General features: G+C 63.1%; 24 protein-coding genes. 17 read left to right on the top strand and 7 right to left on the bottom strand.

What is annotated here, in order from left to right; genetic code table 11:
• The first annotated feature begins 49 nt into the window (after positions 1-49).
• Positions 50-1078 (top strand): glycosyltransferase family 9 protein, encoded by a 1029-nt coding sequence (locus tag OKC44_RS16945; protein WP_270814238.1) that lies wholly within the window; start codon positions 50-52, stop codon positions 1076-1078.
• A 55-nt stretch (positions 1079-1133) separates the two neighbouring features.
• On the top strand, positions 1134-2246 hold the full coding sequence (locus OKC44_RS16940; RefSeq protein ID WP_270814236.1) for a glycosyltransferase family 9 protein: 1113 nt from the start codon (positions 1134-1136) through the stop codon (positions 2244-2246).
• On the opposite strand, the gene OKC44_RS16935 is transcribed toward OKC44_RS16940, so the two are convergent.
• The gene (locus tag OKC44_RS16935) at positions 2182-3249 is read right to left on the bottom strand and encodes a glycosyltransferase family 9 protein (protein WP_118880111.1); all 1068 of its coding nucleotides are present in this window, start codon (positions 3247-3249) and stop codon (positions 2182-2184) included. The two genes, OKC44_RS16940 and OKC44_RS16935, sit on opposite strands and share 65 nt — an antisense overlap.
• Positions 3250-3415: 166 nt before the next feature.
• On the bottom strand, positions 3416-4279 hold the full coding sequence (locus OKC44_RS16930) for a YicC/YloC family endoribonuclease (RefSeq protein ID WP_011707879.1): 864 nt from the start codon (positions 4277-4279) through the stop codon (positions 3416-3418).
• Between the two features lie 146 nt (positions 4280-4425).
• On the opposite strand from OKC44_RS16930, the gene rph reads away from it, so the two are divergent.
• The 9 genes from rph to OKC44_RS16885 all read left to right on the top strand — a co-directional run bounded on the left by rph (position 4426) and on the right by OKC44_RS16885 (position 13933).
• Positions 4426-5142, top strand: coding sequence for a ribonuclease PH (rph, locus tag OKC44_RS16925; RefSeq protein ID WP_270814234.1), 717 nt, complete (start codon positions 4426-4428; stop codon positions 5140-5142).
• Positions 5143-5216: 74 nt separating this feature from the next.
• Positions 5217-5870, top strand: coding sequence for an orotate phosphoribosyltransferase (pyrE, locus tag OKC44_RS16920; protein ID WP_042018051.1), 654 nt, complete (start codon positions 5217-5219; stop codon positions 5868-5870).
• A gap of 180 nt (positions 5871-6050) precedes the next feature.
• Positions 6051-8483: a heavy metal translocating P-type ATPase gene (locus OKC44_RS16915; protein WP_270814231.1), complete on the top strand. Its 2433-nt coding sequence runs from the start codon at positions 6051-6053 to the stop codon at positions 8481-8483.
• A gap of 10 nt (positions 8484-8493) precedes the next feature.
• Positions 8494-8883 carry a Cu(I)-responsive transcriptional regulator gene (gene cueR, locus OKC44_RS16910; RefSeq protein WP_010635698.1) on the top strand — a complete coding sequence of 130 codons (390 nt, stop codon included), beginning with the start codon at positions 8494-8496 and terminating at the stop codon, positions 8881-8883.
• 126 nt (positions 8884-9009) lie between these two features.
• On the top strand, positions 9010-10164 hold the full coding sequence (locus OKC44_RS16905) for a GGDEF domain-containing protein (protein WP_017409683.1): 1155 nt from the start codon (positions 9010-9012) through the stop codon (positions 10162-10164).
• Between the two features lie 30 nt (positions 10165-10194).
• Positions 10195-10458 carry a YihD family protein gene (locus tag OKC44_RS16900; protein WP_005306857.1) on the top strand — a complete coding sequence of 88 codons (264 nt, stop codon included), beginning with the start codon at positions 10195-10197 and terminating at the stop codon, positions 10456-10458.
• A gap of 199 nt (positions 10459-10657) precedes the next feature.
• A complete protein-coding gene (gene ccoG, locus OKC44_RS16895) occupies positions 10658-12106 on the top strand; it encodes a cytochrome c oxidase accessory protein CcoG (RefSeq protein ID WP_016352365.1) in 1449 nt (482 codons plus the stop codon).
• A 91-nt stretch (positions 12107-12197) separates the two neighbouring features.
• Complete coding sequence (locus OKC44_RS16890; protein ID WP_073352190.1) at positions 12198-13187, top strand: serine/threonine protein kinase; 990 nt, start codon at positions 12198-12200, stop codon at positions 13185-13187.
• Between the two features lie 137 nt (positions 13188-13324).
• Positions 13325-13933 (top strand): thiol:disulfide interchange protein DsbA/DsbL, encoded by a 609-nt coding sequence (locus OKC44_RS16885; protein WP_011707872.1) that lies wholly within the window; start codon positions 13325-13327, stop codon positions 13931-13933.
• Between the two features lie 75 nt (positions 13934-14008).
• Here OKC44_RS16885 and pncB read toward each other — a convergent pair whose 3' ends face one another.
• Both pncB and OKC44_RS16875 read right to left on the bottom strand, forming a co-directional pair.
• Positions 14009-15187 carry a nicotinate phosphoribosyltransferase gene (gene pncB / locus OKC44_RS16880; protein WP_024945521.1) on the bottom strand — a complete coding sequence of 393 codons (1179 nt, stop codon included), beginning with the start codon at positions 15185-15187 and terminating at the stop codon, positions 14009-14011.
• Between the two features lie 101 nt (positions 15188-15288).
• Complete coding sequence (locus tag OKC44_RS16875) at positions 15289-15924, bottom strand: nicotinamidase (protein WP_011707867.1); 636 nt, start codon at positions 15922-15924, stop codon at positions 15289-15291.
• A 75-nt stretch (positions 15925-15999) separates the two neighbouring features.
• On the opposite strand from OKC44_RS16875, the gene OKC44_RS16870 reads away from it, so the two are divergent.
• Complete coding sequence (locus OKC44_RS16870; protein WP_043164002.1) at positions 16000-16650, top strand: NUDIX hydrolase; 651 nt, start codon at positions 16000-16002, stop codon at positions 16648-16650.
• A 97-nt stretch (positions 16651-16747) separates the two neighbouring features.
• Positions 16748-17233: a DUF523 domain-containing protein gene (locus tag OKC44_RS16865; RefSeq protein WP_270814228.1), complete on the top strand. Its 486-nt coding sequence runs from the start codon at positions 16748-16750 to the stop codon at positions 17231-17233.
• On the opposite strand, the gene OKC44_RS16860 is transcribed toward OKC44_RS16865, so the two are convergent.
• The 3 genes from OKC44_RS16860 to OKC44_RS16850 all read right to left on the bottom strand — a co-directional run bounded on the left by OKC44_RS16860 (position 17179) and on the right by OKC44_RS16850 (position 20678).
• Entirely contained in the window at positions 17179-18135 is a 957-nt protein-coding gene (locus tag OKC44_RS16860; RefSeq protein WP_065475039.1) for an acyltransferase, read from the bottom strand. The two genes, OKC44_RS16865 and OKC44_RS16860, sit on opposite strands and share 55 nt — an antisense overlap.
• Positions 18129-19043 carry an acyltransferase gene (locus tag OKC44_RS16855; RefSeq protein ID WP_060391012.1) on the bottom strand — a complete coding sequence of 305 codons (915 nt, stop codon included), beginning with the start codon at positions 19041-19043 and terminating at the stop codon, positions 18129-18131. Before OKC44_RS16855 ends, OKC44_RS16860 begins: the two co-directional genes overlap by 7 nt.
• A gap of 120 nt (positions 19044-19163) precedes the next feature.
• Positions 19164-20678 carry a YifB family Mg chelatase-like AAA ATPase gene (locus OKC44_RS16850; RefSeq protein WP_106551468.1) on the bottom strand — a complete coding sequence of 505 codons (1515 nt, stop codon included), beginning with the start codon at positions 20676-20678 and terminating at the stop codon, positions 19164-19166.
• A gap of 383 nt (positions 20679-21061) precedes the next feature.
• Here OKC44_RS16850 and ilvG point away from each other — a divergent pair, with 383 nt between their 5' ends.
• The 4 genes from ilvG to ilvD all read left to right on the top strand — a co-directional run bounded on the left by ilvG (position 21062) and on the right by ilvD (position 25900).
• Positions 21062-22708 (top strand): acetolactate synthase 2 catalytic subunit, encoded by a 1647-nt coding sequence (gene ilvG / locus OKC44_RS16845; protein WP_270814226.1) that lies wholly within the window; start codon positions 21062-21064, stop codon positions 22706-22708.
• A complete protein-coding gene (ilvM, locus tag OKC44_RS16840; protein WP_005306810.1) occupies positions 22705-22956 on the top strand; it encodes an acetolactate synthase 2 small subunit in 252 nt (83 codons plus the stop codon). Before ilvG ends, ilvM begins: the two co-directional genes overlap by 4 nt.
• A 12-nt stretch (positions 22957-22968) precedes the next feature.
• Positions 22969-23913, top strand: a complete 945-nt coding sequence (locus OKC44_RS16835) for a branched-chain amino acid transaminase (RefSeq protein WP_045525910.1) — start codon at positions 22969-22971, stop codon at positions 23911-23913.
• 145 nt (positions 23914-24058) lie between these two features.
• Positions 24059-25900 (top strand): dihydroxy-acid dehydratase, encoded by a 1842-nt coding sequence (ilvD, locus tag OKC44_RS16830; RefSeq protein ID WP_270814225.1) that lies wholly within the window; start codon positions 24059-24061, stop codon positions 25898-25900.

Genomic DNA, 25900 nt, shown 5'->3' with positions numbered 1-25900 from the left:
AGCCCAGTCAGCCTTGCCGACGCTGCCGGTCATACATGCTGGATAACCCATGAATCTCAAGAAGTTGCTTACCCACTCCATTGCCAGATGGCTGATCGGCAGAGCGCCTGACGCCGCCCCATGCCCTGCCGGAGCGGAGGTGAAGCGGGTGCTGGTGGTCGGTTATGACGCCATCGGCGATTTCATTCTCACCCTGCCCGCCATTGCCCGGCTCAGGGAGATCTACCCCGCTGCACGCCTCGAGCTGGTGTGCAGCCAGCGCAACCAGCTGCTGGCGGCGTCGGTCGCCGGGATCGATGAGTGTCACGTGATCACCCTGAACGACACCCTGTGGCCAGCGAGCATGTGGTGCAAGCTGCGTGAACTCAGGCAACGGCAGTATGACCTGGTGATCAATCTGTTTGACGAGCCCGACGATATCGCCATGGCCAAGTTGCTGTTGCTGGCCAACGGGCGCTTGCAGTCGTTGTCCCTGCGCTTCAAGAGCGAAGGGCAGCAGAAGTTGCTGCCGCTGTTCAACCAGAAGGCCACCATAGTGTCGTCACACCCAGTCCGGGATCACTTCGTCTATCGTATGCTCAGCGTGGCAGGTGATGCGGCTGGGGTGCCGGCCACAGTACCATCGCCTTGCAATGAGCAGCTCGATACCAGCGCGTATGGCCACTATCTGCTGGTCAACCTGACGGGTAGCCAGGTCGGCAACTCGATGACGGAGGCGCAGATCGAAGAGATCCTGGCTCAGTTGCCGGCCTATCAGGGGATCTCCTACCTGGTATTCTCCAGGCAGCCCGTGGCGTGCCCGCGGCAGGACATGAGAGTGCTGTTTCCCGACACCATTCTCGATGCCGCCAAGATCATCAAGGATGCGCGAGGGGTCATCTCGACCGATACCTCCATCATCCATATCTCCTCTTCCTTCGGGGTACCCACCCTGGTGCTGATGAACAACGAGCGCTGGCGCGATGCCTTCATTCCGCTGGCGGGTCGCAATATCATCCTGCGCTCGACCACGGACAAGCTGGCGGCCCTGTCACCGGCGGAGATCAGCCGCCAGGTCGATGCCCTGATGGCGCTCTAGTCGCGTCAGCCTGTTATCATCCTTTTTCCAACTCAACGGCCCTTCTGGTGGATTCATGTCATTAATCAACGATCTGCAACTCCAGCGTGACATTCTTCGCCGCAAGCTGGGGCAGCTGCTGTTCGATCGCAAACGGCCGGCCCCGCTGCATGAGCGTAAGGGGAAGATAGTGTTGCTGCGCTGGGATGCCAAGCTGGGCGATGCCATCGTCTCGTCCTGGGTGGCCCGTGAAATCAAGCGCGCCAGCCCGGAACGGGAAGTGTGGATCGTCACGACTGCGGCCATGGCTCCCCTGTTTCGCGATCATTTCGGCATGGACAAGGTGATAGAGGTGCCCAAGCGGCCGGGCTATAGCCAACTCAAGCGGCTGGCACACTCGCTGGGGGAGGTGGAGTGTCTGGTGCACTTTGGCAAGATGCTGAAAATGAAGGACATCTACTTCATCAGTCAGGTGAGGGCGGATTGGGTTGCCGGCATGGACGATGCCCTGCAGGCAGTCAACCTCAAGCTGGGCAAGGCCTCCAGCGGCATGCACTTCTCCGACAAGTTCGCCCTGCTGCTGCAGCGGCTCGGCGTGAGCAATCCGGACCAGCAGTACATAGTCCCGACCATGAGCCCGCCCGATGCGCTGGCCAGCTGGTGGCCGGCCGAGCCGGTCCTCTGTTTCAACCCGTACGGCAGTGGCAGCTCCCGCCGCCTGCGGCCTGAGCTTATCAGCCAGATGCTTGAGCAGATGCTGGCGGCCGGATCTTGCGCCATCTGCCTGCTCTATCCACCGGGTATGGAGGAGGAGGTGGCCGGGATCCGGGCCGGCTTGAGCCGACTGGAGCGCCTGCTGCTGTCACCGGATGCGCCCTCGCTGGCCGGGCTGTTCGCCCAGCTGCGCCAGTGTCAGGGGCTGATCTCGGTGGACACGGCGACGGTGCACATCGCCGCCGGGTTGCACAAGCCCATTCTTGGCCTCTACAACCCGGACATAGGTGGCGGCAACGAGAACTTCCTGGAGTGGCACCCCAACTCCCCATCAGCCACTGTGCTGTTCTCGACCAATACCCGGGAGCAGGATATCAACTCCCTCGATCTGGCCGAATTCGAGCGTACTTTCAGGGCGTGGCTGCTTGCCAACCAGGCAGCGCTGTCAGCCGTTCCATCACCAGCTCGGGCGTGATGGCGCGCAGCAGGGCTTCGTCGATGAAGTCCTTTTCCGCGTTCTGTGGCAACTGGAAGTCGGGTCCCTTGGCATCAAACACATCGATGGCCTGATAACGGGGGTGGTTGACCGGGTTGGCGATGATCTTGTCGCCACCGGGAGCCACTATGGTCAGCAGGGGCAGGTCGATGGCCTGTGCCATATGCCGGGGGCCGGTGTCATTGCCGACAAACAGCCGGCAGTGGGCGAACAATCCCACCAATTCCCGTACCGAGCGGGTCTTGATGTGGTCGAAGACGCTGGCTTGCAGGGCGGCGGGCAGCAGCGGTTTCAGGCCGCGGTTGTACTCCTCTTCCCCCGGTCCGCAGTAGATCAGGATCTGGGCATCGTGTTGCTCGATCAGCCACTGGGCGACCTTGGCGAAGCAGTCGATGGGCCAGCGCTTGTAGTGCCCGAGCGAGTTGACGCCCATGGCGATCAGCGGGCGGCTCAGGTCGACGCCGGCGGCCAGCAGGGCATCCTTGCCTTGTTGCTTCTCTTCTTCACTCAGCCAGAGGTAGTAGTTGCGATCCTCGCTGGCCAGCTTGAGCGGCTTGAGCAGCGAGAAGCGATCGTCAACCAGGGTGCTGTTGCCCTGGAATTCTGTGTCCTTGCGAAAACGCACGATGCGGTTGTGGCCGAGCCGCCAGGGGAAGGAGTCAAACCCGATGCGCAGGCGGGCACCGGAGAAGAGGCAGCTGAGCAGGCCGATCATCTGGCCCTGGCTGTTGACCACCACGTCGTAGCGTTCGCGGCGAATGGCCAGCAGTAGATCCTTCATGTAGCGCCACTGGTTGCGCCTGGCCTTCTCGATGATGATGAGCCGATCGATATTGGGATTGCCCTGCGCCATACCCGCGCAATAATCCATGACCAGATAGTGAACCTCTCCGCTTGGGTCATTCTGCTTGAGGTTGTTGCACAGCGCGGTGGAGATCAGCACATCCCCTATCTGTTTGGTTTGAACTACAAGGTATTTCATAAGGCAGGCCTCAACAGAGGTCATGGTTGATCGTCAGCGTGACAGCATACCGCACAAGTGAGTCAGATGCTGTCGGTGCAACGTGAAAATCCGATCTGGCGCAGGCCGTCAACCTGGCGCGTCGTCAAATGAAAGAAGCCCGTCGTTGACGGGCTTCTTGTATCGATTACTCGATGTTCTGAATTTGCTCGCGCATCTGCTCGATGAGCACCTTCAGCTCGACGGCGGACTGGGTCACCTCGGCGTTGATCGACTTGGAACCGAGGGTGTTCGACTCGCGGTTGAACTCCTGCATCATGAAGTCGAGACGACGGCCACAGGCGCCACCCTTCTTCATGATCTTGTTGGTCTCGCTGATGTGCATCTCCAGGCGATCCAGCTCTTCGGCCACGTCGATCTTCTGGGCCAGCAGCACGATCTCCTGCTCGATGCGGGCCGGGTCCAGCTCCACCTTGGCTTCGGCCAGCCGGTCGGTGAGCTTCTGGCGCTGCCACTCGATGATCTGCGGCAGGTGCACGCGCACCTTCTTCACTTCTACCTGAATGCCGGCCAGACGCTGCTCGATCAGTGCCTTGAGGTTGGCTCCTTCGCTGGCGCGGGAGGCGAGGAAGTCTTCCATGGTCAGGTCAAATCCGCCCAGCAGCTCGGTGGCGACCGCATCCATGTCCTGCTCGGCGGCAGCCATCACGCCCGGCCAGCGCAGCACGTCGACCGGGTTGAGCTGACCCTGACCCGCCTCTTTCATCACCCAGTTGGCGCTGTCGATGATGAGCTTGGCCAGCTCTTCATTGATATGCAGCTGGCTGGCAGCGGCTTGGGCGGCCTCGAACCGCAGGTTGCACTCCACCTTGCCGCGCTGCAGCTTGGCGCGGAAGCGCTCACGCAGAACCGGCTCCAGGCTGCGCAGTTGTTCCGGCAGGCGAATGTAGGTCTCCAGATAGCGCTGGTTGACCGAACGAATTTCCCAAACGGCTGTGCCCCAGTCGCCCTTGAGTTCCTTGCGGGCGTAGGCGGTCATGCTGTGAATCATTGATTGTTCCGGGCTTGATGAAGTGTGGGGCCAGTATACTCAGCCAGGCCTGCTCCGTCAGCCGACAGCGTGGTTTTAGCGGCTGATATTTGGGCTGGGATCACTTATACTCCTGCGCCAATTCAGCCAGCCCAGAGGTCCGTCCCATGTCACGTCCCAGCGATCGCACTGCCGCGCAGCTTCGTCCGGTCACCATTACCCGCCACTTCACCAAGCATGCTGAAGGGTCCGTGCTGGTGGAATTCGGCAACACCCGCGTGCTCTGCACCGCCAGCGTCGACACCAGCGTGCCGCGCTTCCTGAAAGGGAAGAATCAGGGCTGGGTGACCGCCGAATACGGCATGCTGCCGCGCTCCACCCACTCCCGGATGAACCGCGAAGCGGCCTCTGGCAAACAGAGTGGTCGCACCCTGGAGATCTCCCGTCTGATCGCCCGCTCCCTGCGCGCGGCGGTAGACCTGACCGCGCTGGGCGAGCACTCCATTACCGTTGACTGTGACGTGCTGCAGGCCGATGGCGGCACCCGCACCGCCTCCATCACCGGTGCCTGTGTGGCGCTGGTCGATGCGCTGAACTGGATGGTCGAGAAGGGCATGCTCAAGCAGAGCCCGCTCAAGCAGATGATTGCCGCCGTCTCCGTCGGCATGTATCAGGGCGAAGCCATCTGCGATCTGGAGTACATCGAAGACTCCGCCGCCGAGACCGACATGAACGTGGTGATGACCGAAGATGGTCGCATCATCGAGGTGCAGGGCACCGCGGAGGCCGAGCCCTTCACCCATGAAGAGTTGCTGGCGATGCTGGCGCTCGCCAAGGGCGGCATCGCCGACATCATCGCGCTGCAGAAGCAGTCGCTCTCCTGATTTTAAAAACGCGGCATTGACCGCGTTTTTTTATACCCCACGAAAGTAAACGACAAGCCAAGCAAGGAGCCAGAATGAAAGCCTACCAGCGTCAATTTATCGAGTTCGCCCTGGAGAAACAGGTCCTCAAATTCGGTGAATTTACCCTGAAATCCGGTCGTAAAAGCCCCTACTTCTTCAACGCCGGCCTGTTCAACAGCGGCCGCGATCTGGCCCGTCTCGGCCGCTTCTATGCCGCCGCGCTGATGGATGCCGGTATCGAGTTTGATGTGCTGTTTGGCCCGGCCTACAAGGGGATCCCCATTGCCTCCGCCACTGCGGTGCAGCTGGTTGAGCAGCACGACGTGGACGTGCCCTGGTGCTTCAACCGCAAGGAGGCCAAGGATCACGGCGAGGGCGGCAATCTGGTGGGCAGCCCGCTCAAGGGGCGCATCATGCTGGTGGACGATGTCATCACCGCCGGTACCGCCATCCGCGAATCCATGGATCTGATCCAGGCCAACGGCGCCTCGCTGGCGGGCGTGCTGATCGCGCTGGACCGTCAGGAGAAGGGCAAGGGCGAGCTCTCCGCCATTCAGGAAGTGGAGCGTGACTACGGCGCCCACATCATCGCCATCATCCAGATGAGCGATCTGATCCAGTATCTGGAAGAGAAGCAGGCCGAGCAGCCGGAGCTGGCGGCGCAACTTGTTGCCATGAAGGCTTACCGCGCCCAGTACGGTATCTGAGTCGCAGTTCACACCGCGCAATAGCTGAATGCGGCGCCCTTTTGCTCTCTGGCAGCAGACGGGCGCTGTTTTTTTCATCTGCAAAAAGTGGATCATGTGGCTTGAGCTTACCCTTACAGTAAAGGTTAGGGTTTGTTGGTCGGCGCACATTCTGGCCGACGGGTTCCGGGGAGGAACAACATGACCACTCATCTTCAATCACCGATTCATCTGCAGTTGCCGCTCAGCGGCATGAGCTGCGCCAACTGCGCCGGCCGCATCACGACCGCTCTCAACAAGCTCGACGGGGTGCAGGCCACCGTCAACTTCGCACTGGAGCAGGCCGCCATCGACCTTGCCAGCCCGGACCGTTTGCCGGCGGTGCTGGAGAGCATCAAGGCGCAGGGTTACGACTACGGCAGCGAGACTATCCTGTTTCAAATCACCGGCATGACCTGTGCCGGTTGCTCGGCCCGCCTGAACAAGATGCTGGCGGCGCTGCCCGGCGTCATCTCGGCCGACGTCAACTTCTCCATCGAGCAGGCCCGTATCGTGCTGGTACCCGGGATGCAGACGCCCGCAGGCCTGCGCGAGCAGATCGAGGCGCTCGGCTTTGGCGCCCAGCTGGCGCAGGGCTCGGCCAGTGGCCGCCGCCAGCAGTTGCTGGAGCGGGAAGCGCAGGAGGCCGCCAGCGCCCGTCAGGCGCAAACCAGGGTCATCGTCTCGGCCCTGCTGACCCTGCCGCTGCTGGCGGGCATGCTGGCCATGGCCGGTCTGCTGCCCTGGCATCTGCCCGCCTGGCTGGAGCTAGTGCTCGCCACCCCGGTGCAGTTCTGGATCGGGGCCCGCTTCTATCGCGGTGCCTGGCTCGCCATCAAGAACCGCTCCGCCAACATGGATGTGCTGGTGGCGACCGGTACCAGTGCGGCCTACTTCTACAGCCTCTATCTGCTGCTCAACCTAGGGATGGCCGCCAGCGGCCAGCTCTACTTCGAGGCGAGCGCCATCATCATCACCCTGATCTCCCTCGGCAAGTTGCTGGAGGCACGGGCCAGACGCAGCACCCAGTCCGCCATTCGCGAACTGATGGCGCTGCGGCCGGAAACCGCCACCGTCTGGCGTGGCGAGAGCTGGCAGAGCGTGGCCATCGACGAGGTGCTGCGCGGCGATCGACTGCGGGTGCTGGTGGGTGAGCGGGTGCCGGTGGACGGCAGAATCGTGAGCGGCGAGAGCGAGCTGGACGAGTCGATCCTCACCGGCGAGAGCCTGCCGGTGCCCCGTGGCGAGGGTGACAAGGTGCTGGGCGGAGCCATCAACCGCGCCGGCGTGCTGGAGATCGAGGCCACTACGGTGGGGGAGGACTCCAGCCTCAGCAAGATCATCGCACTGGTAGAGAATGCCCAGATGGGCAAGGCTCCGCTGCAGCAGCTGGTGGACAAGGTCTCCGCCGTGTTCGTGCCGGTGGTGATGGCCATCGCCCTGTTCACCCTGCTGGTGTGGTACGCCATCAGCAACGACTTCGGTCAGGCGCTGCTGGCGGCAGTGGCGGTGCTGGTGATCGCCTGTCCCTGTGCGCTGGGGCTGGCGACGCCGGCGGCCATCGTCACCGGTACCGGGGTAGCGGCGCGCCACGGCATTCTGATCAAAGATGTCGATACCCTGCAGAAGGCCCACGCCATCAAGGCGCTGATCTTCGACAAGACCGGTACCCTGACCCAGGGTCGGCCGGTGCTGGCCAGCTGGAGCGGCAACGATGAGCAACTGCGCCTCGCCGCCGCCCTGCAGCAGGCGAGCGAACACCCGCTGGCGCTGGCCATGCGCGAGGCGGTCGGCAAGGAGGCTGCGTTGCCCCAGCCGGAGGCGGTGGAGGTGCGGGTCGGGGCCGGTATTGTCGGTCAGGTCGCCGGCCACATGGTCGCCATCGGCAATGGATCTTTGCTGGCCCAGCTCGGTATTGAACCGCCACAACAGGATGAACAAGCCGCCGACGGCGCGACCCGGGTCTGGGTGGCCATCGACGGGGTGGTGGCCGGCATAGCCGCACTGGCCGATACCCTGCGCCCCGAGAGCCCGGATACCATCGCCACCCTGCGCCAGCGCGGCATCGCCAGCTGGCTGGTGAGCGGTGATGCGCCGGCGCCGGTGGCCCATATCGCCGCCAAGCTGGGGCTGGACGGGGCCTTCGACTCAGTCCTGCCGGCCGGCAAGGTGGAAAAAGTGGAGGCGCTGCGGGCGCAAACCAGCGGGCTGGTCGCCATGGTGGGGGACGGGGTGAACGACGCCCCGGCACTGGCGGCGGCGGATGTCGGCATCGCCATGGGCTCCGGCTCCGACGTGGCGATGGAGACCGCCTCCATCACCCTGATGCGGTCTGACCCGCGGCTGGTGGCCGATGCCATCGATATCTCGGCGGCCACCTGGCGCACCATCCAGCAGAACCTGTTCTGGGCCTTCGTGTTCAACATCATCGGCATTCCGCTGGCGGCGCTGGGTTACCTCAGCCCCGAGCTGGCGGGGGCGGCCATGGCCCTGAGCAGCATCACAGTATTGAGCAATTCCCTGTTATTGAAACGCTGGCAGCCGCGGGCTCTCGCCCAGGTCAGCCACAATCTCAGCACAGAATCGAACCGTTAAGGAGTCATCCATGAACATCAGCAAGGTAGCCAAGGCGACGGGACTGACCGCCAAGACCATTCGCTACTACGAGAGCATCGGCCTCATCTCGGCGCCGGTGCGCAGCGACAACGGCTACCGCAGTTACACCGAGGGGGCGCTGCGCGAGCTGCGCTTCGTCAAGCGGGCGCGGGAGACCGGCTTCAACCTGGAGGAGTGCCAGGAGCTGCTGGCGCTCTATCGGGACGAGCACAGAACCAGCGCCCAGGTGAAGAAGCTGGCGCAGGAGAAGATCGTCGATCTGCGCGCCCGCATCGCCGGCTTGCAGGCCATGCTCAGCTCCCTCGAGGGGCTGGTCGGCTGTTGCCACGGGGATGAAAACCCCGAGTGCCCGATCCTCGACGAGCTGGAGCGCGGCTGAGCCGTCTCTGCCGGCAGGCCGGGGCCTGGCATCATCGACTGACTAACCGCTTAATAACGGACGTTTTATTGTTGGCTCCGAAGGGGTAGTGGTAGACTGTGCGGCTCTTGTACAGGGAGTACGCAGTTGACCCAGAGTGTGACACGTCAGGTGAAGCAGGCCATCATGGCCCAGCTCTATACCCACGCCTCATTCAGCCTGCCTTGCCTGGGTCTGCTGGCGCTTGGCTGGAGCCTGCTGTTCCACGACTACCTGCCCGCCGCCGAAGCGCTCGGCTGGCTGGCCGGGGTGTTGCTGCTGCTGATCTGCCGAGGCTGGCACCTGCGCTGGCGTCAGCCCAGGCTGGCGCAGATCCCGCTGCCGGTGCTGGAGCGGGAGCTCTTCATCGGGGTGACCATCACCTCCATCATCTGGGCGCTGGGTGTGCTGCTCTACATGGACAAGCTGCCCGACACCTATCGCGCCGCCATGATGATGCTCTCCAGCCTGATCCTCACCGGCAGCGCCATCATGCTGTTTGGCAGCCGCCGCTCGCTTTACGGCGCCGTCTTGCCGCTCGGGCTGGCCATGCTGTTCGAGCTGGGGGCGGGCAACGAGCAGGAGCGGATCGTCTCCTGCATGCTGGCGGGCTATCTGTTTGTCTTCCTGCCGACCCTGCTGCGCCGCCTGCGGCGGGATCAGGTGGCCTCTCTCTACCACCGTTTCTCCAACGCCGATCTGGTGGCCGAGCTGAAGGCGGTCTCCGAGCACCTCAAGCTCACCTCCCGCTTGGACGGGCTGACCGGCATCGCCAACCGGGCCCACCTCGACTACTGCCTCGAGCGCGCCTGGCGTCGCTGTCACCGGGCCCGGGCGCCGCTGTCGCTGGTGCTGGTGGATGTGGACTACTTCAAGCAGTTCAACGACCTCTATGGCCATCAGCTGGGGGACGAGTGTCTGCAGCAGGTGGCGGGTCTGCTGGCCGAAGTACAGCGGCGCGAGGACGATCTCGCCGCCCGCTACGGCGGGGAGGAGTTCGCCCTGCTGCTGCCCTGTACCAGCATGCAGGGGGCGCTGCAGATCGCCGAGAACGTGCGGGTAGCGCTGAAGGATTTGAGCATTCCCCATCAGAAATCCCTGGTCTCCGGGCGGGTCAGTTGCAGCTTCGGGGTGGCAACCCTGGTGCCGGATCAGAGCCTCTCCATCAGCGAGCTGATTCAAAAAGCGGATGCGGCCCTCTACCAGGCCAAGCATAATGGGCGGGATCGTATCGAAGTAGCCTTGATGGGTAAGGTTGCCTGAGTTTCACAAGACAGATTAAAGAGGTCGTCTATGCAATGTCATCGTATCGAAGAGCTGCTGGAGTTGTTGCAGCCTGCCTGGATCAAGGAACAGGATCTCAGCCTGGTGCAGTTTGTTGCCAAACTGGCCGAGGAAGCGGGATTTGAAGGTCCTCTGTCCGAGCTGACCGACGACATGCTGATCTATCACCTCAAGATGCGGGAATCCGACAAGCAGGCGATGATCCCCGGCCTGGCCAAGGACCACGTGCCCGACTTCAAGGAAGCCCTGCTCAAGGCCCGCGGCATCAAGTAAAGATTGCTCCAGCTGGAGCCTTTATTGGTGTTCAAAAGAATCTCTCAAAAAGGCGTTTCGTCAACTGGCGATACGTCTTTTTTGTTGCTTGAAATTGCGACGCCACTCGAACATTAGATACATTTTACCCACACAATTAGCAGGCTGTTTAAGATATAATCCGCTCCATAACAATTAATGAGTGGAGCGAAGTGTTGCAATGGCCGACCAGGACAAGATCGATATCAAGGATGTCACCGGCGATGTAACGGGGACATACAACCCCAATACCTTCAAAGCGAGCGATGACAGGTTCAATCCCGGCAACCGCATCTACGTGAGGGCCCAGACCGGCTACTGGCAGCGGGTGCGCAAGGCCATGGGCTGGTTCTTCGTGGTGCTCTTCGTCGCCATTCCCTGGTTGCGTTATGACGGTCGCCAGGCCGTGCTGTTCGACATCGGTCACCAGCAGTTCCACATCTTCGGTGCCACCATCTGGCCGCAGGACCTGACCCTGCTGGCCTGGATCTTCATGATCGCCGCCTTCGGGCTCTTCTTCGTGACCACCTTCCTCGGCCGGGTCTGGTGTGGCTATCTCTGCCCGCAGACGGTGTGGACCTTCATGTTCATCTGGTTCGAAGAGAAGCTGGAAGGGGCGGCCAACAAGCGCCGCAAGCTGGATGCCTCGCCCTGGAACGCCGAGAAGCTGGCCCGCAAGGGGGCCAAGCATCTGGCCTGGATCCTGCTGTCGCTGGGTACCGGCCTCACCTTCGTCGCCTACTTCCAGGATGTGTTCCAGCTGGTGCCGGACTTCTTCACCCTGCAGGCCAGCGGCTGGGTCATCTTCTGGGTGGTGCTGTTCGCCGCCTGTACCTACGGCAACGCCGGCTGGATGCGCGCCATCATGTGCATTCACATGTGCCCGTATGCTCGCTTCCAGTCCGCTATGTTCGACAAGGACACCTTCATCGTCGGCTATGACGCCAAGCGCGGTGAAACCCGTGGCGCCCGGGCCCGCAAGGCCGATCCCAAGGCGCTGGGGCTGGGGGACTGCATCGACTGTGACCTCTGCGTGCAGGTCTGCCCGACCGGCATCGACATCCGCGACGGTCTGCAGTACGAGTGCATCAACTGCGGTGCCTGCGTCGATGCCTGCGATCAGACCATGGAGCGGATGGGCTATCCGAAGGGGCTCATCAGCTACACCACCGAGCACAAGCTGGCCAACGACTCCACCCACGTGGCGCGGCCCAAGCTGATTGGTTACGGCCTGGTGATGGCGGTGATGCTGGGGGTGTTCGTCTACAACGCCATGTCCATCATGCCGATGGGGCTCGATATCCTGCGGGATCGCAACCAGCTGTTCCGCGAGAACAGCGAGGGGCTCATCGAGAACACCTACACCCTCAAGATCCTCAACAAGACCCTGCATCCCCAGACCTATCAGCTGGATGTGGAGGGGCTGCCGGAGCACGAATGGTTTGGCCCGCGCGAGGTGACCTTGAAGGCGGGCGAGATCTTCACCCTGCCGGTGAGCGTGGCGGTCGACCCCTTCAATCTGAAGAAACCGACCCTGGACATCCGCTTCGTGCTCAAACGTGAAGGGGCGGCCGCGGACGACAGCAAGGGGATCCTGCGCCAGCCCAGCAAGTTCATCAGCCGGCTGTGACCGCCGCCACCATGGCCGGTTTTAGCCGGTCATCGGGCGCGGCAATGATAAGCAGTAGTGATAGAATGGGGCGCAACGGCGCCCCTTTCTCATGGTGGATGACATGCGTTTCAACTATTCCGACCTCAATCCCGATCTCATCATGGATGCGCTGGACCTCAGCGGCCTGCGTATCGACTCCGGTCTCATCGAACTCAACAGCTACGAAAACCGGGTCTACCAGTTTCAGGATGAAGATCGTCGCCGCTACGTGGTGAAGTTCTACCGTCCCGGTCGCTGGAGCCGGGCCCAGATCCTCGAAGAGCACGACTTTGCCGCCCGCCTCAATGAGGCGGAGATCCCGGTTGCCGCTCCCATCGCCTTTGCCGGCGAGACCCTGCTGGAGCATCAGGGCTACCCCTTCGCCATCTGGCAGAGCGTGGGGGGCCGCCAGTTCGAGGTGGACAACCTCGACCAGCTGGAGTGGGTGGGGCGCTATCTCGGCCGCATTCATCAGATTGGTGCCAGCCGCCCCTTCCATCACAGGGTCCGGCTCGATGTGGAGAGCATGCTGCACGAGCCGCGTCAGCTGCTGGCGTCTGGCGAGTGGCTGCCGAGCGGGCTGGCCAAGTCCTTCTTCGGGGTGCTGGACGAGCTGATCAAGCATGTCAGTGATGCCATGACCCTGGACGTGGCCCAGATCTCCCTGCATGGCGACTGCCATCCGGGCAACATCCTCTGGCGCGACGGCCCCCTGTTCGTCGATCTCGATGACTGTCGCAGCGGCCCCGCGATTCAGGATCTCTGGATGATGCTGAGCGGCGAGCGTCACGAGCAGCTGATCCAGCTCGATACCCTGCTGGCGGGCTATGAAGAGTTCATGGAGTTCGACCCGCGCGAGCTGGCGCTGATCGAGCCGCTGCGGGCCATGCGCATCGTCCACTACATGGCCTGGCTGGCCCGGCGCTGGGAAGACCCCGCCTTCCCGCGGCACTTCCCCTGGTTCAACACCGATCACTACTGGCGCCAGCAGATCGCGACCCTGCACGACCAGCTGGAAGCGCTCAAGGCACCGCCCCTGACGCTGACGCCTGGCTGGTAATGAGGGAAAGAGAGCGGGCGGCAGACGGGACTCGCGCACCCAGCTTGACCATTGACTGCGCAGTGGTGACGCAATAGGCTTGGCACTGCTTCGGTTCGCCGGGCGTGCCTCACAGTGATCCCTTAACAGGAAATGTCATGAAAAAAGTACTATTTTTCCTTGCTGCCATGCTGATGATCCCCATGGTTCACGCCGCCCCCGAATTCAAGGAAGGCGTCAACTACGATGTGGTCAAACAGACCGGTAGCGCCCAACCGGAAGTGCTGGAGTTCTTCTCCTACTACTGCCCCCACTGCGCCAAGTTCGAGCCGATTGCCGAGGATCTGAAGAAGAACCTGCCGGAAGGCGTGCCGATGAAGAAAAACCCGGTGGCCTTCCTGGGCCGCGAGATGGGTCCGGAGATGCAGCGTGCCTACGCCGTTGCCAGCCTGCTGAATGTTGAAGGCAAGCTGACCCCGGCCATCTTCGACAAGATCCACACCCAGCGTCAGTACCCGCAGAGCCGTGCCGACGTGAAGCAGATCTTCGTGGACAACGGCGTGCCGGCCGAGGAGTTCGACGGTGCCGTCGACAGCTTCGCCGTCTCCGGCATGGTCTCCCAGTTTGACCGCAACACCGAGAGCTACAACATCCGCGGTGTGCCGGCCTTCCTGGTCAACGGCAAGTACATGGTGAAGATCGAATCCATTACTTCCCAGGAACAGTTCAACCAGCTGGTGAAATTCCTGCTGGCCAAGAAAGACTGATCCCGCCAGACCCGATGAAAAAAGCCCGCCGGTGTAAACCGGCGGGCTTTTTGTTTGCCATCAGATTGGCACAAGTCAGACCCCGACGTGGAACGCCTGCTTGAGGTTGCGGATGAAGTCCGCATCCCGGCACAGGGTCTTGCCGGGGCTGTCGGAGATCTTGGCGACCGGGCCGCCGTTGCACTCCATCAGCTTGAACACGATGTTCATCGGGCTCACGCCGGGCAGATCGCAGGTGAGCTTGGTGCCGATGCCGAAGCTGGTGTTGATGCGGCCACGGAAGTGACGGAACAACTCGACCGCCTTGTCGAGGTTGAGGCCATCGGAGAACACCAGCGTCTTCTCGGTGGGGTCGATGCCGAGCCGCTGATAGTGGCTGATGGCCTTCTCGCCCCACACCACGGGATCGCCGGAGTCGTGGCGCAAGCCCTGATAGCGGCTGGCCAGCTCGAAGTCGAAGTCGCGCAGGAAGGCATCCATGGTGATGCAGTCGGTCAGCGCGATGCCGAGGTGATTGGTGAATTCATCCAGCCAGCTGGTGAGGGCGGCCCGCTGGCTGTGCTCGAGCGGGAAGCCGAGCTGCTGGTGGGCCTGGAACCACTCGTGGGCCTGGGTACCCACCGCCGGCAAGCCGTACTTCTGGGCCAGCAGGTAGTTGCTGGTGCCGCGAAACGCCGGCAGCCGCTCCTTGAGGCGACCCACCACCGCATCCTGCACCGCGAGGGAGAAACGGCGCCGGGTGCCGAAGTCGATGAGGTTGAACTCGCTCATCTCCTCCCGGCTCAGCTCCCGCTCCAGCTTGTCGATCTTCTGATCGAGCCGCTCCAGCGCCTGAGTGACGCCGAACTGGGGGTAGCGGAAGCGGTTGCGCATCTCGCTGATGATGGCGAGCACCGGGATCTCCCACAGGATCACGTCCTGCCAGGGGCCCTCGACCCGCACGTTGATGCGACCGTCCTGCTCGAACACCTTGAGCAGGGAGGCATCCAGCGGCTTGCGACGCAGGTGGTCGAGGTAATCGGCGGTAAAGAAGGGGCGCTCGGCCAGGAAGTTGAGCTCGGGCCTGGTCAGCCGCAGCGAGCCGGCGAGGTGCAGCTGCTCCTCGATCTGGCCCATCATGGGCAGCAGATCCTCTTCGTTGCGGCTGTGGAACTCGGCCACCACCTCGGCATCCGGATAGCGATGGAACACCGCCTGCTGCATGTGCAGCTTGTAAGCATCTGTATCGAGCAGGCTGTTGAGTATGGGTGGCATATCAGACTCCCCGCAGGCGGGTGAACGCAAGAGCGCTCCCCTGCCGCTTTTGTAGATTGCAGACGCCGGTATCGGGCAGGCTGATGAGAATGAGGGGCATATCAGGCGTCCAGCAGGCGTTGTACATCGATCAGGCTCTGGGCGAGTTCGGCGCCGGCCTCGATCATCTGGGTGTGGGCGCTGGCAACCGTCTCGGGAGCGATGCCACGACAGGCATCGAGATGGACGATCACCCGGAAGCCGGCGCGGCGCAGTTGCAGCACGCTGGTCTTGACGCAGTAGTCGGTGGCGAGGCCGCCGGCCAGCACGGTAGTGACGCCGCGGGCGTGCAGAAACTCGATGAGTCCTGTGCTGCGGCGCTCGGCCAGATCGTGGAAGCAGGTGCCGTAGGGGTGCAGATCCGGCTCGACCCCCTTCCAGACGAAGAAGTCGTAATCGACCGGGGCCGGCAGGCCGTCGAGCAGTTCGAAACCGCGGGTACCCGGCACGCAGTGCACCGGCCAGGTGAGGTCGGCGTTGGGCAAGTCCAGCGGCAGCAACATGCCGGCGGGATCGCTGACGGCCCAGGCGGCGTTGGCGGGATGCGAATCCTTGCTGCCGATCCGCAGGCTGGCGAGGGTGGCCTGAGCGTTGAGCGCAGCCACAATATCATCCCCGCCCGCGACGGGCAGTTCGTTCGGGCAGAGGGGGGTAAAGCCCTTCTGCGCATCAATATCCAGGCTGGCGACGGTTCCCATTGAGTGGCTCCTGCACATACTATTCGTGTGATATTATCTACCAAACATTAATCGAAGGCGAGCAGGGCGATCGGCATGTTGAGAATGAGTCTGGATATGGTGGTGCTGCGGTTGAACGAGGAGCGGCTCGAGCTGCTGCTTGAGACCCGTGATCGCCCACCCTTTGCCCACTGCTGGCAACTGCCGGCGCTGCGCATCGACGAGACCCGGGATCGGGATCTGGACGCGGCTCGCCATCGCCTGCTGACCGAGTGGGGGCTTGGCCACTGCTACAGCGAACAGGTCTGCACCCTCGGCAATCTGGAGCGGGATCCCCGTGGCTGGTCCACCACCCTGGTCTATCTCTGTCTGGTGGACTCCGAGGTCGAGGTCGTGCACGGTTGCTGGCATCCGCTCTGTGACCTGCCGGGGCTCAGCCTCGCCTTCGACCACACCCAGCTGATTGCCCGGGGGCTGGAGCGGCTGCGGATCAAGAGCCGTTACAGCACCTTGCCGCTGCAACTGCTGGGTGCCGAGTTCACCCTCTCCGAGGTGCAGCGGGCCTTCGAAATCATCCTGCAGACGCCGATGAACACGGCGGCATTTCGCAAGCGGATCCACCGTGCCGGCATCCTGCTGGATACCGGTCGCAAGCGTACCGGCAAGCAGCGCCCCGCCATTCTCTACCGGATGGAGAGCCCCTGCTGCGTGATGTTCGATCAGGTGATGAACGGAGCGGAAGCATGAGCTCATCCCCTGTTCGTGTGCTGGTCAGCGCTTGTCTGCTGGGTCCATGTTCGTTGCGCTACGAGGGACCAGGTTTTAGCCAGCGAGGGAGCAAAGCATGAGTGGGACCAGCGTACACAAGGTGCTGGTCAGCGCCTGCTTGCTGGGCCAGCCGGTGCGCTACGACGGCCAGAGCAAGGGCATTGTCAGCGACTGGCTGCGCGAGCTAGGGGCTGAAGGACGAGCGCTGGCGTTTTGCCCCGAGGTGGCGGGTGGCCTGCCGACCCCGCGCCCCCCTGCCGAACGGCAAGGCGAGCGGGTGGTGACCGAGAGTGGTGTGGATGTGACGGCAGAGTTCGCTCACGGCGCCCGGCTGGCGCTGCAACTCTGCCAGGCTCAGGGCATTCGCTTCGCCCTGCTGAAGGAGGGGAGCCCCTCCTGCGGCAGCGGCCGCATCTACAACGGCCGCTTCGAGGGTGTCTCTGTGGCGGGTGAGGGCATGACCACGGCCCTGCTGCGCCGCCACGGCATCCGGGTGTTCAGCGAGGCTCAGCTGCCCGAGCTGGCCTCGGCGCTCGCCTTGGCTGCCTGCGGCTCGGCCTGAGCCGCCGCATCGGCTGCCTGCCACTGCGCCAGCACGGCGTCTTTCTCCTGCCAGCGCTGGTTCAGCCACTGCTGGAAGCTGCGTTTGAACTGCTTGTCGTTGAAGTAATCCCCCACCAGCTGCTCATCCACCGGCAGCTCCTCGATCCGTACCCGGATGCGCTTCATCCGCCCCATCAGGAAATCCTTGAAGGGGGTTTCGGGGTTGTCCGGGTAGCTGATGGTGACGTTGATCAGGCTGTCGAACTGCTCTCCCATGGCCGCCAGGGTGAAGGCCAACCCGGCCGCCTTGGGCGACATCAGGTGCTGGTAACGGGAGCGGGAGGCGTCGCGCTTCGCCTCGGTGAAGCGGGTCCCCTCCACGAAGTTGATGACGGTGGTGGGGATGTGGCGAAACTTCTCGCAGGCGTTGCGGGTGGTCTCGATATCCTTGCCCCGCAGATGCGGGTTCCTCAGCAAAAACTCCCGTGAGTAGCGACGCATAAAGGGCATGTCGAGCCCCCAGCAGGCCAGTCCCAGCAGCGGGATGTAGATGAGCTCGTGCTTCATGAAGAACTTGGGCACCGGCAGCCGGTCGCGAAACAGATGACCCAGCACCACGATATCGGTCCAGCTCATGTGGTTGCTGACGATCAGATACCAGCCATCCTTGCGCAGCCGGGTGTCATCCTCCACCTGCCAGTCGATGCGGGTGGTGAGGCGGATCACCAGGGCGTTGCAGGCCAGCCACAGGCGCATGAAACGGTTGTTGAGGCGACTGCAGGCACGGCCAAAGGCCGGGATCGGCAGCAGCAGCTTGGCCAGTGACACCAGCAGGATCAGGCTGGCGCACAGGGCGGTAAACAGTATGGTCAGGCCGGCGCTGATGAGCAGCACCAGCGGACCCGGGAGCAGGGTTAGCATGGCGTCGTTGAGGGCGTCTTGTCCGCCAGCAGCTGATCCAGGGTTTGGTCCTTCTCGTGCCAGATCCCGTTCAGCCACTGTTGAAACTCTTGTTGGAACTCGGGGTCATTGAAGTAATCCCCCACCAGATTGCGTTCGATCGGCAAAAAGCGGACTCGAACCTTGATCTCCTTGACCCGACCGCACATGAAGTCCCAGTAACTGGGGATGCCGTCCGGATAGGCGATGGTCACATCCACCAGCTTGTGCAGCTGATCACCCATGGCCGCCAGGGTGAAGGCGATGCCGCCAGCCCGCGGGTGCAGCAGGTGGCGATAGGGTGCCGCCTGTTTGTCGTGTTTGCGGGCGGTGAAGCGGGTGCCCTCCACGAAGTTCATCACACTCACCGGAATATGGCGGAACTTGGCACAGGCCTGGCGCGTGGTCTCTATGTCTTTTCCCTTCAAATGCGGCTTCTTTTCCAGCAATTTGCGCGAATATCGCCGCATGAAGGGGAAATCCAGCGCCCACCAGGCCAGGCCGAGAAAAGGTACCCAAATCAGTTCTTTCTTGAGGAAAAACTTCAGGAAGGGGATTTTTTGATTAAAAATCCGCTGCAGTACCAGTATGTCGACCCAGGATTGATGGTTGGCAATCACCATATACCACTCATTCCGGCGCCCTTTGTCCACTCCGACCACATCGAAAGGGGTTCTGATGATGGTTTTCTGGATCAGGTTGTTGAAACCGATCCAGCAGCCGGCACTGCCATCCAGCAGCGCGTTGCAGAAGGTGCGCCAGCCCTTGAGGGGCAGCAACAACTTGAGCAGGCCCAGCGTGAGGATGGGGATAAACCAGAACAGGGTGTTGAGAAAATAGAGCAGGGTCGAGAGGCTGCCGCGCAGTCGCTCAATCAGCTTGTTGGGCATGGGTCGGGTCCGTCTTGCTGTCGATAAGGGGCCATCAAGTGGTCAGATCTGTGGCCATAATATCAGCCGATGGCCCGCGAGACCATGCGAGGGGCCATCGGGGTCGCTTCCTGCCCCGTATCAGCCGCTGCGCAGCCGTGACAGCAGCCGGTCCATGGCCCGGTAGCCGAGCGCCTCGATCAGGTGCTCCTTCTCGATGGCCTGTCGTCCTGCCAGATCGGCTATGGTGCGCGATACCCGCAGGATGCGGTGCCAGGCCCGGATGCTGAGCCCCAGCTTCTGGATGGCGTTCTCCAGAAACTCGGCATCCTGCGGCGACAAGCGGCAAATTTCTTCGATTTCACGGCTATCAAGCAGGTTGTTGAGTTTGCCGTTGCGGCTCAGCATGCGCTCCCGCGCCCCCAGCACCCGTTCGCGGATCTGCTGGCTCGACTCCCCCCGCTCCGACTTGCCGGTCAGGCTGCCCTTGGGCAGCAGTGGCACCTCCACCGTCAGGTCGAAGCGGTCGAGAAAGGGGCCGGAGAGCTTGCCGAGGTAGCGCAGGATCTGATCCGGGCTGGAGCGGGTCTGGCCATCGCCATAGTGGCCGCAAGGGCTGGGATTCATGGCGCCGACCAGCTGGAAGCGGGCGGGGAAATCGACCTGGCGGGCGGCCCGGCTGATGGTGATGTGGCCGGTCTCCAGCGGCTCGCGCAGGGAGTCGAGCACCTTGCGCTCGAACTCGGGCAGTTCATCCAGAAACAGCACCCCGTTGTGGGCCAGGGATATTTCACCGGGCCGCGGGTGGCTGCCACCCCCCACCAGCGCCACGGCCGAGGCGCTGTGGTGCGGCGTACGGTAGGGTCTGTGATGCCAGTGACCGGCGCGCGGGGTGAGGCCGCCGATGGAGTGAATGGCGGCGGTCTGCTGTGCCTCTTGTTCGCTCAGCGGCGGCAAGATGCCGGGCAAGCGGCTGGCCAGCATGCTCTTGCCAGTGCCGGGCGGGCCGATGAACAGCAGGTTGTGGCTGCCGGCGGCGGCGATCTCCAGCGCCCGTTTGGCCTGGGACTGGCCGATCACGTCCTGCAGGTCCGGCACATCGGGCAGGGTATCCGTGGTCTGGGGATCCGGCAGCGGCAGTTCGTACTGGCCCGCCAGCCAGGCGGTGACGGCCAGCAGCTGATGGGCGGTGCGCACCTCGGCATCCTGAATGAGGGAGGCCTCGGGGCCGTTTTCTCGCGGTACCAGCAGGGTGCGCCCCGCGTCGCGGCAGGCGAGCACGGCGGGCAGTACCCCGAGCACGGGGCGGATCTCGCCGGTCAGGGCCAGTTCGCCTAAAAATTCGTGATCGAGCAGGTATTTTGCGGGTATCTGCTTGGAAGCGGCGAGAATGCCGATGGCGATGGCCAGATCGAAACGGCCCCCCTCCTTGGGCAGATCGGCGGGGGCCAGATTGACCGTGATGTGTTTGCTCGGGAACTCGAAATTGCCGTTGAGCAGGGCGCTGCGCACCCGATCCCGCGACTCCTTCACCGAGGTTTCCGGCAGGCCCACCATGTTGAAGGCGGGCAAACCGTTGGAGAGGTGCACCTCCACCGTCACTTGCGGGGCCGCGACACCCAAGCTGGCACGGCTATAAACCACAGCTAATGACATAAATCCCGTCCTTGGTTTGATGTATGTGCTGGTTAACCGTTTTTTATTAGTTTTTTGTTCCAATCGACGCGTTCGGACTCAGTCAAAATCAGAGTCTTGTCAGGCAAAAAACGCTTGCCCAATAAAAATCACCGTGCTAGTTCTAATAGCCATTCGCGGTAAAAACCGCCCAATTTCACAGGATTTCCGGTTGTAACTATGAACATGGCCTCCCGTTTCGTCAGCATTATTGTGGTCCTAGTGGTGATTATTATCTCACCGCTCGGGGCTCGTTTAGCTGCACGGAACAAGGGATAGACCCACCACCGGACAGAACGAAACAAGCGACCCCCGAGCCTCACAGCTCGGGGGTTTTTTTTCGACCACAGGACAGGATTTTCCAGATGAACGGCGCGCAGTTTTTGGTACAGGCTCTCAAACAACAGGGTGTGACTCAGGTGTTTGGTTACCCGGGCGGGGCCATCATGCCGGTCTACGATGCCCTGTATGACGGTGGCCTGGCCCATCAGCTCTGCCGCCACGAGCAGGGTGCCGCCATGGCGGCGGTGGGTTATGCCCGCGCCTCCGGTCAGGTGGGGGTCTGTATCGCCACCTCTGGTCCCGGCGCCACCAATCTGGTGACTGGCCTCGCGGAGGCGCTGCTCGATTCGGTGCCGCTGGTGGCCATCAGTGGTCAGGTGCCCTGCGCCGCCGTCGGGACCGATGCGTTTCAGGAGGTCGACGTGCTCGGCATGTCTCTCTCCTGCACCAAGCACTCCTTCATGGTGACGGACGTGGCCGATCTGCCGCAGGTGATCGCCGAAGCCTTCGCCATCGCCAGTGAGGGGCGCCCGGGCCCTGTACTGATCGACCTGCCCAAGGATGTGCAACTGGCCAAGGTGCCAACCCAGAGCCCGCTGTTTGCGGTGGGAGAGCCCGAGCACCTGAGCCAGGCCGAACTGACTGCCGCCCGTACCCTGCTGGCCGCCGCCAAGCGCCCGGTGCTCTACGTCGGTGGCGGGGTAGGCATGGCCAATGCCGAGCAGCAACTGCGCGAGTTTGCCGCCGCCACCGGCATGCCTGCGGTCACCACCCTCAAGGGGATCGGTGCACTCGACCCCGACAGCCCCGTTTACCTTGGCATGCTCGGCATGCACGGTACCAAGGCTGCCAACTATGCGGTGCAGCAGTGCGACTTGCTGCTGGTGGTGGGTGCCCGTTTCGATGATCGGGTGACCGGCAAGCTGGAGGCGTTCGCCCCCGAAGCCAAGGTGATCCACCTGGATGTGGACGCCGCCGAGTTCGGCAAGCGCCGCGCCGCCGAGGTGGGCATCACCCAGGATCTCAAACAGGTGCTGCCGCGCCTCGCCATGTCCCTTGCCATCGACCCCTGGCGTGAGCACTGCGCGAACATGGCCCGCGAGTACGCCTTTCGCTACGACCATCCCGGCCAGCCCATCTATGCCCCGGCGCTGCTCAAGCAGCTCTCCGCCAGGTTGCCGGAGACCAGCGTGGTGGCCTGCGACGTGGGTCAGCACCAGATGTGGGTGGCCCAGCACATGCGCTTCACCAGTCCGCGCAACCACCTCTCCAGCGCCGGTCTCGGCACCATGGGCTTCGGCCTGCCGGCCGCCATCGGCGCCAAGATGTCGCGCCCGGAGGATGAAGTGGTGCTGGTGAGCGGTGACGGCTCTTTCATGATGAACGTGCAGGAGCTCGGCACCATCCGCCGGGCCCAGCTCAAGGTGAAGATGGTGCTGCTGGACAACCAGCGCCTCGGCATGGTGCGCCAGTGGCAGGAGCTGTTCTTCGACGGCCGCTACAGCGAGACCATCCTCTCCGACAACCCCGATTTCATCGCCCTGGCTGCCGCCTTCGGCATCCCCGGCGAAACCATCACATGCAAGGATCAGATAGCCGGTGCCCTCGATCGCCTGCTGGCCAGCGAGAGTGCCTACCTGCTGCATGTGGCCATTTCAGAGGAAGAAAACGTCTGGCCCCTGGTTCCGCCAGGAGTCGCCAACCACCAGATGATGGAGCAACGCCCATGAGTCAGTTCAATACCTTGCAAATCCATGCCCAGCCCAGACCCGAAGTGATGGAGCGGGTGCTGCGGGTGGTGCGTCACCGCGGTTTCAACCTCTGCGCCCTCAACATGGAGCAGGATTGCCAACAGCTGCGGATCACGGTTACTGTCGAGTCGGTGCGTCCCATCCAGCAGTTGTGGAGCCAGCTGGTGAAGCTGGTGGACGTTTCCCGGGTCGATGCACTGGAACAGCAACCCCGGATCAGAGCTTAAGGAGCCAAGCCAATGTCACAGCCTTCCCAATCCGCCACTCACCCGCAATACATCTGGTTCAACGGCAAACTGGTGCCCTGGCAGGATGCCCAGGTGCACGTGATGAGCCACGCCCTGCACTATGGATCCTCGGTGTTTGAAGGGGTGCGCGCCTACGATACCCCCAAGGGTACCTGCATCTTCCGCCTGCAGGAGCACACCCGCCGCCTGTTCGACTCCGCCAGGATCTACTGGATGGACGTTCCCTACAGCGAGGCCGATGTGAATGAAGCCTGCCGCACCGTGGTGCGCGAGAACGGCCTGAAGAGCGGCTATCTGCGCCCGCTGGCCTTTGTCGGCAACGTGGGGCTGGGGCTGCATCCGCCGCTGGATGCCAAGGCCGACCTGATGGTGGCCGCCCTGCCGTGGGGCGCCTATCTGGGGGAGGAGGGGCTGAAAAACGGGGTGGATGTCTGCGTCACCTCCTGGAACCGGCTCGCTCCCAACACCATTCCCACCGGTGCCAAGGCGGGCGGCAACTATCTCTCCTCCCAGCTGATCAGCCGCGAGGCCAAGCGCAACGGCTTCGCCGAGGGGCTGGCGCTGGACGTGAACGGCTACCTGAGCGAAGGGGCGGGGGAGAACCTGTTCCTGGTGAAGAACGGCGTGCTGTTCACCCCGCCCGCTACCGCCGCCATCCTGCCCGGCATCACCCGTGACACCATCATGACGCTGGCCCGCGATCTTGGTTACGAGGTGCGCGAGCAGGCGCTGCCCCGCGAGGCGCTCTATGTGGCAGACGAAATCTTCATGACCGGCACGGCGGCAGAGGTGACCCCGGTGCGCTCCGTCGATCGGATGAAGGTGGGCGCTGGTTGCCGCGGCCCGGTGACCGAACAGCTGCAGAACGCCTTCTTCGGCCTGTTCAATGGCCAGACCGAAGACAAGTGGGGCTGGCTGACGCCCGTCAACGACTGATGAGAGAGGGGAGGCGTCATGCCTCCCCGAGTCGCTTCCGGTCAGGGCACTGCGCTGTGTCCTCACCAGGATCGATTCCCGATCCGAGAGTCACTTTTTCATTTCCAAAGATAATGAGCCCGCTGGGCATTCAGGGAGTAGAGACATGCCGAAGTTGAGATCCGCCACCACCACCCACGGACGTAACATGGCCGGGGCCCGCGCCCTGTGGCGCGCCACCGGAATGACCGATCAGGATTTCGGCAAGCCCATCATCGCCGTGGTCAACTCCTTCACCCAGTTCGTGCCGGGCCACGTTCACCTCAAGGATCTGGGTCAGCTGGTGGCGCGCGAAATTGAAGCCGCTGGCGGCGTCGCCAAGGAGTTCAACACCATCGCCGTGGATGACGGCATCGCCATGGGCCACGGCGGCATGCTCTACTCCCTGCCGTCGCGCGAGCTGATTGCCGACTCGGTGGAGTACATGGTCAACGCCCACTGCGCCGACGCCATGGTCTGCATCTCCAACTGCGACAAGATCACCCCTGGGATGCTGATGGCCGCCCTGCGCATCAACATCCCGGTGATCTTCGTCTCCGGCGGCCCGATGGAAGCGGGCAAGACCAAGCTCTCCGACCAGATCATCAAGCTGGATCTGGTGGACGCCATGATCCAGGGCGCCGACCCCAAGGTTTCCGATGCCCAGAGCGATCAGGTGGAACGCAGCGCCTGCCCCACCTGCGGCTCCTGCTCCGGCATGTTCACCGCCAACTCCATGAACTGTCTGACCGAGGCGCTGGGTCTCTCCCAGCCGGGCAACGGTTCCCTGCTGGCAACCCACAGCGACCGCGAGCAGCTGTTCAAGCTGGCGGGCCAGCGCATCGTGACCCTGGCCAAGCGCTGGTATGAGCAGGACGATGCGTCGGCGCTGCCGCGCAACATCGCCACCAAGGCGGCGTTCGAGAACGCCATGGCGCTCGACATCGCCATGGGCGGCTCCACCAACACCGTGCTGCACCTGCTGGCGGCGGCCCAGGAGGCGGGCGTCGACTTCACCATGGCCGACATCGACCGCATGTCGCGCAAGGTGCCGCAGCTCTGCAAGGTGGCGCCCTCCACCCAGAAATACCACATGGAAGATGTGCACCGCGCCGGCGGCGTGGTGGCGATTCTGGGCCAGCTGGAGAAGGCGGGTCTGGTGCATGGGGATACCCGCAACGTGCTGGGCACTTCGCTGGTGGAGCTGCTGGCCGAATATGACGTCAGCCGCCAGCCGAGTCAGGAGGTGGTGGACTTCTACCGCGCCGGCCCGGCCGGGATCCGCACCACCAAGGCCTTCAGCCAGGATTGCCGCTGGCCCGAGCTGGATCTAGACAGAGCCGAAGGCTGCATCCGCTCGCTGGACAACGCCTACAGCCTGGAAGGGGGCCTGGCCGTGCTCGCCGGCAACCTGGCGCTGAACGGTGCCATCGTCAAGACCGCCGGGGTGGATGAGGAGAACCTCACCTTCCGTGGCCCGGCCCGGGTATTCGAGAGCCAGGACACGGCGGTTGCCGGCATTCTGGACGGCACCGTCAAGGCCGGTGAAGTGGTGGTGATCCGCTACGAAGGCCCGAAAGGGGGCCCAGGCATGCAGGAGATGCTCTATCCCACCACCTATCTGAAATCCATGGGGCTCGGCAAGGCGTGCGCCCTGATCACCGACGGTCGCTTCTCCGGCGGTACCTCTGGCCTCTCCATCGGCCACGTCTCGCCGGAGGCGGCCTCCGGCGGCACTATCGGTCTGGTGGAGGATGGCGACATCATCAACATCGACATTCCGGCTCGCAGCATGGTGCTGGAGGTGGCCGACAGCGTGCTGGCTGCCCGCCGCGTCGCCGTCGAAGCCCGTGGCTGGAAGCCGCTCGATCGCCAGCGTCCGGTCTCCTTTGCCCTGCGCGCCTACGCCATGTTCGCCACCAGTGCCGATAAAGGTGCGGTGCGCGATCGCTCGATGCTGGGGGAATAA

Origin of the sequence: Aeromonas sp. S41-2 (assembly GCF_027705845.1) — a bacterium.
GTDB lineage: Bacteria > Pseudomonadota > Gammaproteobacteria > Enterobacterales > Aeromonadaceae > Aeromonas > Aeromonas hydrophila.
The sequence above is the reverse complement of the archived record's forward strand: the minus strand, read 5'-3'. Positions and strand labels throughout refer to the sequence as shown.